Genomic DNA, 6,818 nt, shown 5'->3' with positions numbered 1-6,818 from the left:
CCCCGGATGGAGCCGGCAGCCCCGCGCTCGCCGGCACGGCGACCGCCTCCCCGGACACGGCCCTGACCGCCGTCTCCACCACCGCCGGAGCCGGGGCGCTGCTCGCCCTGCTCCTGTGCGGGGCCGCCGCGCTGCGCCGCCGGAGCCGTACCGGGCGGTCCCCGGCCACGGACGCCTGAGCGGCGGCTCCGGCGGCACCAGCGGCCCACCGGCCCGCGCTCCGGGGTGCGGAACACCCCACGGCACTCCGGAGCGCGGTACCGCCCCCGGCAACACACGAGGACGACGTACTGTCACTGCCCGCAAGTAGGGTGTGAGACATGGCAGACCCCTCCAGCTACCGCCCCAAGCCGGGACAGATCCCCGACTCCCCGGGGGTCTACAAATTCCGCGACGAGCACCGCCGGGTGATCTACGTCGGGAAGGCCAAGAACCTGCGCCAGCGCGTGGCCAACTACTTCCAGGACCTGGCCGGCCTCCATCCGCGTACGCGCACGATGGTCACCACCGCGGCGTCCGTCGAGTGGACGGTCGTCTCCACCGAGGTCGAGGCGCTCCAGCTGGAGTATTCCTGGATCAAGGAGTTCGACCCCCGGTTCAACGTCAAGTACCGGGACGACAAGAGCTATCCCTACCTCGCGGTCACGCTCAACGAGGAGTTCCCCCGCGTCCAGGTGATGCGCGGTGCCAAGAAGAAGGGCGTGCGCTACTTCGGTCCGTACGGCCACGCCTGGGCGATCCGCGAGACGGTCGACCTGATGCTCCGCGTCTTCCCCGTCCGCACCTGCTCCGCCGGGGTCTTCAAGAACGCCGCGCGCACCGGCCGCCCCTGCCTGCTGGGCTACATCGGCAAGTGCTCCGCCCCCTGCGTCGGCCGGGTCACCCCCGAGGAACACCGGGATCTGGCCGAGGACTTCTGCGACTTCATGGCCGGCCGGACGGGCACCTACATCCGCCGCCTGGAGAAGGACATGATGCAGGCGGCCGAGGAGATGGAGTACGAGCGGGCCGCCCGCCTGCGCGACGACGCCGAGGCCCTCAAGCGGGCCATGGAGAAGAGCGCCGTCGTCCTCGCCGACGCCACCGACGCCGACCTGATCGCCGTCGCCGAGGACGAGCTGGAGGCCGCCCTCCAGATCTTCCACGTACGCGGCGGCCGGGTGCGCGGCCAGCGCGGCTGGGTCACCGACAAGGTCGAGGCGGTCGACATCTCCGGCCTCGTCGAACACGCCCTCCAGCAGCTGTACGGGGAGGAGCGCGGCGACGCCGTCCCCAAGGAGGTCCTGGTCCCCGCCCTGCCCGAGGACACCGAAGCGGTCTCCCAGTGGCTCGCCGAGCGCCGGGGCTCCCAGGTCAGCCTGCGCATCCCGCAGCGCGGCGACAAGAAGGACCTCATGGCCACCGTGCAGCGCAACGCCCAGCAGGCGCTCGGGCTGCACAAGACCAAGCGCGCCTCCGACCTGACCACCCGCTCCCGCGCCCTGGAGGAGATCGCCGAGGCGCTGGGCCTCGACACCGCTCCGCTGCGCATCGAGTGCTACGACATCTCCCACCTCCAGGGCGACGACGTGGTGGCCTCCATGGTGGTCTTCGAGGACGGCCTCGCCCGCAAGAGCGAGTACCGCCGCTTCCAGATCAAGAGCTTCGAGGGCCAGGACGACGTCCGCTCGATGCACGAGGTGATCGGCCGCCGCTTCAAGCGCTACCTCCAGGAGAAGGAGCGCACGGGGGAGTGGGAGGAGCAGCAGACGGACACCCCGGCCGACGGGCCCGCCGCCACCGGTCCCGTCCCCGGCCCCGCCGCCACCGGTCCGGGCCCCGGCCCCGCCGCCACCGGCCCCGTCCCCGGCCCCGCCGCCACCGGTCCCGTCCCCGGCCCCGCCGCCACCGGTCCCGTCCCCGGCCCCGCCGCCACCGGCCCCGCCGCCACTGGTCCCGTCCCCGCCCCGGCGCTCACCGCCGCCTCCCCGGCCGACGAGACCGAGCCCCGGGAGGACGACGGCCGCCCCAAGCGGTTCGCCTACCCGCCGCAGCTCGTCGTCGTCGACGGCGGGCAGCCCCAGGTCGCCGCCGCCCGGCGCGCCCTGGACGAGCTGGGCATCGACGACATCGCCGTCTGCGGCCTCGCCAAGCGCCTCGAAGAGGTCTGGCTCCCCGACGACGACGATCCCGTGGTCCTGCCCCGCTCCAGCGAGGGCCTCTACCTCCTCCAGCGCGTCCGGGACGAGGCCCACCGCTTCGCCATCACCTACCAGCGCGCCAAACGCGCCAAGCGCATCCGCTCCAGCCCCCTCGACGACGTCTCCGGCCTCGGCGAGACCCGGAAGCAGGCACTGATCAAGCATTTCGGCTCGGTGAAGAAGCTCCGGCAGGCGACAATCGACGAGATCTGCGAGGTCCCCGGGATAGGGCGAAGGACGGCGGAATCGGTGGCCGCCGCCCTCGCCACGACCGCTCCCGCGGCGCCTGCCGTGAACACGGCCACAGGAGAGATCATTGAAGAGGACGACGGGGGCAGCTCATGACCGAGAACGGCCACACGACCGCACAGAACGCCGCAGAACGAGCAGACGGAGCAGCAGACGTGAGTACGAACACCCCGACCGAGACGGGTGACGCGGCCATCCCCGAACTGGTGATCATCTCCGGGATGTCGGGCGCCGGCCGCAGCACCGCCGCAAAGTGTCTGGAGGACCTCGGCTGGTTCGTCGTCGACAACCTCCCGCCCGCGCTGATCCCCACCATGGTCGAGCTCGGCGCCCGCTCCCAGGGCAACGTGGCCCGGATCGCCGTCGTCGTCGACGTGCGCGGCCGGCGCTTCTTCGACAACCTCCGCGAGTCCCTCGCCGATCTGGAGGCCAAGCACGTCACCCGGCGGATCGTCTTCCTGGAGTCCTCAGACGACGCCCTCGTGCGCCGCTTCGAGTCCGTCCGCCGCCCGCACCCCCTCCAGGGCGACGGGCGCATCGTCGACGGCATCGCGGCCGAGCGGGACCTGCTGCGCGAGCTTCGCGGCGACGCCGACCTGGTCATCGACACCTCCAGCCTCAACGTGCACGAGCTGCGGGCCAAGATGGACGCCCAGTTCGCGGGCGAGTCGGAGCCGGAGCTGCGGGCCACGGTGATGTCCTTCGGCTACAAGTACGGCCTGCCGGTCGACGCCGACCTGGTCGTCGACTGCCGCTTCCTGCCCAACCCGCACTGGGTTCCCGAGCTGCGCCCCTTCACCGGCGTCAACGAGGAGGTGTCCGACTACGTCTTCGACCAGCCGGGCGCCAAGGAGTTCCTCAACCAGTACACCGAGCTGCTCCAGCTGATCGCCGCGGGCTACCGCCGCGAGGGCAAGCGGTACGTGACCATCGCCGTGGGCTGCACCGGGGGCAAGCACCGCTCCGTCGCGATGTCCGAGAAGCTCTCGGCCCGCCTCGCCGCCGAAGGCGTCGAGACCGTCCTCGTCCACCGCGACATGGGGCGAGAGTGACCGGACGCAATCTGCGGATGCGGCGCCTGAGCCGCGCCACCTCGGCACTCTCGGGCCGCAAGCGCGGTGCTCAGCCCAAGGTCGTCGCCCTCGGCGGCGGCATGGGTCTCTCGGCGTCCCTGACGGCGCTGCGCCGGATCACCGGCGATCTCACGGCCGTGGTCACCGTCGCCGACGACGGCGGCTCCAGCGGCCGGCTGCGCGAGGAGCTGGGCGTGCTCCCGCCCGGCGACCTGCGCAAGGCGCTCGCCGCGCTGTGCGGCGACGACGACTGGGGCCGCACCTGGTCCCAGGTGGTCCAGCACCGCTTCGAGTCCAAGGGCGACCTCCACGGGCACGCGGTCGGCAATCTGCTGATCGTCGCCCTCTGGGAGCAGCTCGGCGACCACGTCCAGGCGCTGGACCTGGTCGGCAGGCTGCTCGGCGCGCAGGGCCGGGTGCTGCCCATGTCGGCGGTCCCGCTGGAGCTCCAGGCGCTGGTCAAGGGCCACGACCCCGACCTGCCCCACGCGATCGTCACCGTGCGCGGCCAGGCCACGGTGGCGCTCACGCCCGGCGAGGTGCAGTCCGTGCACGTGGTCCCGCCCGACCCGCCGGCCGTCCCGGAAGCCGTGGAAGCGGTCCTGGACGCCGACTGGGTGGTGCTCGGCCCCGGCTCCTGGTTCTCCTCGGTGATCCCGCATCTGCTCGTGCCGGAACTGCTCGACGCCCTGGTCACCACGAAGGCCCGCAAGGTCCTCTCGTTGAACCTCGCCCCCCAGCCCGGGGAAACAGAAGGCTTCTCACCGCAGCGTCATTTGGAGGTTTTGGGGCGACACGCCCCTAAACTCGCCTTGGACGTGGTGCTGGCCGATGAGGCAGCCGTGCCCGACCGCGAGTCCCTCGCCGATGCCGCGCAACGGCTCGGAGCCGCGGTCGAGCTGGCGCCGGTGGCATCGCCCGACGGCGTTCCGGTCCATGATCAGGAGCTGTTGGCCGCCGCGTACGACCGTATTTTTCGGATGCATGGAAGGATCGGCCCATGGCGATGACGCCAGCGGTGAAGAACGAAATCTCTCATCTTCCCGTCACCCGGACCTGCTGCAGGAAAGCAGAGGTCTCGGCGATTCTTCGGTTCGCGGGCGGGCTGCACCTGGTGAGCGGCCGGATTGTGATCGAGGCGGAGCTGGACACCGGCAACGCCGCCCGCCGTCTCAAGCGCGACATCCTGGAGATCTTCGGGCACAGCTCGGAGCTGATCGTGATGGCCCCCGGCGGACTGCGGCGCGGCTCGCGCTATGTCGTACGGGTGGTGGCGGGCGGCGACCAGCTGGCCCGCCAGACCGGTCTGGTGGACGGCCGCGGCCGTCCGATCCGCGGGCTGCCCCCGCAGGTGGTCTCGGGGGCCACCTGCGACGCCGAGGCGGCCTGGCGCGGCGCCTTCCTCGCTCACGGCTCGCTCACCGAGCCCGGCCGCTCCTCCTCCCTGGAGGTCACCTGCCCGGGCCCCGAGGCGGCCCTCGCCCTGGTCGGCGCGGCCCGCAGGCTCTCGATCGCCGCCAAAGCCCGCGAGGTGCGCGGCGTGGACCGCGTTGTAGTCCGCGACGGCGACGCGATCGGCGCCCTGCTCACCCGGCTCGGCGCGCACGACGCGGTGCTCGCCTGGGAGGAGCGGCGGATGCGGCGCGAGGTCCGCGCCACGGCCAACCGGCTCGCCAACTTCGACGACGCGAACCTGCGCCGCTCGGCCCGCGCGGCGGTCGCCGCCGGGGCCCGGGTGGGGCGCGCGCTGGAGATCCTCGGCGAGGAGGTCCCCGAGCACCTCGCCGCCGCGGGCCGACTGCGCATGGAGCACAAGCAGGCATCCCTGGAGGAGCTGGGCGCGCTCGCCGACCCGCCGCTGACCAAGGACGCGGTCGCCGGCCGGATCCGCCGACTGCTGGCGATGGCCGACAAGCGGGCCCAGGACCTGGGTATCCCGGGGACCGAGGCGACCCTCAGCGAGGAGCTCGCCGACGGCCTGGTCGGCTGACTCGGCGGCGGGCGGGGGACGTTGGTCCCGAACCCACCGGGACCTCGGTCCCGCGCCACCGGGGCCGAGGTCCCGACGGGCGAAACGGAGGCCCGTACTCCTACTGGCGAGTACGGGCCCCCGCCCCTATCCGGTGGCGCGTAGGGGCCCTCTCGATGTCACTACCGGGGCCGTGGAGAGGTAGGGTCGGAAGCGGTCGGGGACATCCCTATACAACTCGCCGGCGTCGAAAACCGGCGTACCTAACGAGGAGATCGGTTCGTGACGATCCGCGTAGGCATCAACGGCTTCGGCCGCATCGGTCGCAACTACTTCCGCGCGCTGCTCGAGCAGGGTGCGGACATCGAGATCGTGGCTGTCAACGACCTGGGTGACACTGCGACCACGGCCCACCTGCTGAAGTACGACACCATCCTGGGTCGTCTCAAGGCAGAGGTCAGCCACACCGCCGACACCATCACCGTCGATGGCCACACCATCAAGGTGCTCTCCGAGCGCAACCCGGCCGACATCCCCTGGGGTGAGCTGGGCGTCGACATCGTCATCGAGTCGACCGGCATCTTCACCAAGAAGGCCGACGCCGAGAAGCACATCGCGGGCGGCGCCAAGAAGGTCCTCATCTCGGCTCCGGCCAAGGACGAGGACATCACCATCGTGATGGGCGTCAACCAGGACCAGTACGACGCGGCCAAGCACAACGTCATCTCCAACGCCTCCTGCACCACCAACTGTGTGGCGCCGATGGCCAAGGTTCTCGACGAGAACTTCGGCATCGTCAAGGGCCTGATGACGACGGTCCACGCGTACACCAACGACCAGCGGATCCTGGACTTCCCGCACTCGGACCTGCGCCGCGCCCGCGCCGCCGCCGAGAACATCATCCCGACCACCACCGGCGCCGCCAAGGCGACCGCCCTGGTCCTCCCGCAGCTCAAGGGCAAGCTCGACGGCATCGCGATGCGCGTCCCGGTCCCGACCGGCTCCGCCACCGACCTCGTCGTCACCCTCCAGCGCGAGGTCACCAAGGACGAGGTCAACGCCGCGTTCAAGAAGGCCTCCGACGACGGCGCCCTCAAGGGCTTCCTGACGTACACCGAGGACCCGATCGTCTCCTCGGACATCGTCGGCGACCCGTCGTCCTGCACCTTCGACTCCTCCCTGACCATGGTCCAGGAGGGGAACTCGGTGAAGATCCTCGGCTGGTACGACAACGAGTGGGGCTACTCCAACCGCCTCGTCGACCTCACGGTCTTCGTCGGCGAGCAGCTCTGATCCTCGGGTCGGCAGGCACAACGATGTGAGTAAGAGGCTCGACCGGCGCAACGA

At 71.4% G+C, this 6,818-nt stretch carries 5 protein-coding genes; all 5 read left to right on the top strand.

What is annotated here, in order from left to right; genetic code table 11:
• The first annotated feature begins 320 nt into the window (after positions 1 to 320).
• The 5 genes from uvrC (at position 321) to gap (ending at position 6,764) form a co-directional block, all read left to right on the top strand.
• Complete coding sequence (gene uvrC / locus ACFWM7_RS32130) at positions 321 to 2,525, top strand: excinuclease ABC subunit UvrC (protein ID WP_383267434.1); 2,205 nt, start codon at positions 321 to 323, stop codon at positions 2,523 to 2,525.
• Positions 2,522 to 3,481 (top strand): RNase adapter RapZ, encoded by a 960-nt coding sequence (gene rapZ / locus ACFWM7_RS32125; protein WP_383267431.1) that lies wholly within the window; start codon positions 2,522 to 2,524, stop codon positions 3,479 to 3,481. Before uvrC ends, rapZ begins: the two co-directional genes overlap by 4 nt.
• Positions 3,478 to 4,512 (top strand): uridine diphosphate-N-acetylglucosamine-binding protein YvcK, encoded by a 1,035-nt coding sequence (gene yvcK, locus ACFWM7_RS32120; protein WP_383267428.1) that lies wholly within the window; start codon positions 3,478 to 3,480, stop codon positions 4,510 to 4,512. Before rapZ ends, yvcK begins: the two co-directional genes overlap by 4 nt.
• Positions 4,503 to 5,492, top strand: a complete 990-nt coding sequence (whiA, locus tag ACFWM7_RS32115; protein WP_006123686.1) for a DNA-binding protein WhiA — start codon at positions 4,503 to 4,505, stop codon at positions 5,490 to 5,492. Before yvcK ends, whiA begins: the two co-directional genes overlap by 10 nt.
• 261 nt (positions 5,493 to 5,753) lie before the next feature.
• On the top strand, positions 5,754 to 6,764 hold the full coding sequence (gene gap / locus ACFWM7_RS32110; RefSeq protein WP_006123685.1) for a type I glyceraldehyde-3-phosphate dehydrogenase: 1,011 nt from the start codon (positions 5,754 to 5,756) through the stop codon (positions 6,762 to 6,764).
• The last annotated feature ends 54 nt before the right edge of the window (positions 6,765 to 6,818 follow it).

The organism is Streptomyces sp. NPDC058375 (assembly GCF_042723425.1).
Classification (GTDB): domain Bacteria; phylum Actinomycetota; class Actinomycetes; order Streptomycetales; family Streptomycetaceae; genus Streptomyces; species Streptomyces durocortorensis.
The sequence above is the reverse complement of the archived record's forward strand: the minus strand, read 5'-3'. Positions and strand labels throughout refer to the sequence as shown.